Origin of the sequence: Pseudomonas sp. GD04058 (assembly GCF_029836855.1) — a bacterium.
Classification (GTDB): domain Bacteria; phylum Pseudomonadota; class Gammaproteobacteria; order Pseudomonadales; family Pseudomonadaceae; genus Aquipseudomonas; species Aquipseudomonas bharatica.
On record NZ_JAOECN010000102.1, the window covers coordinates 1 to 516 of the forward strand.

Consider the following 516-nt stretch of genomic DNA (forward strand, 5'->3'; position numbering starts at 1 on the left):
TATGCCCCCATAGCGCTCCGGCGATGCCTTGCGAAACCTGGATCCAGCAGGAGCTGTGTTCGTCGTTCTTGCCCACCCGGTCCCACGGGAACTGCACCTTCACCCGGCCGTATTCATCGCAATGGATTTCCTCGCCCGGCGGCCCCACCACCGTGGCCGGCTGCGGGCCGTCGATACGAGGTTTGGGCAGCGGTTCGGGGCGCCATTCGGCATCGTGTGGCACCAGGGTGGCGATGCAGGTGTAGTAGGTGCCGCAGTCGGCCCCGGCACTTTCCTCGGCCTGGCTGACGTACTGCTTGCCGCGGTGCTCCAGGTGTACCGGGCGCCAGCCGCGGTTCAATTCCTCGCGAGGATGGCCGACCAGGTCGAAGAACAGGCCCGGCACCAACCGAGCGTCGTCGCCCTCGGCAATGACCTGGCAGGCGTCACCGCGCAGGCCGAGCAGGCGGCTGCGGCTGAAGGCCTCGCCGGGCTTTTCTCCGCGGTAGCGACCGGGGTAGTCGTAGCGCTCGTAGT

General features: G+C 67.6%; 1 protein-coding gene. It reads right to left on the bottom strand.

The annotated features are described in order from the left end of the window. Positions 1-516 (bottom strand): type VI secretion system tip protein TssI/VgrG (tssI, locus tag N7650_RS27900; RefSeq protein ID WP_279900916.1); only part of this gene is annotated, 516 nt, incomplete at both ends.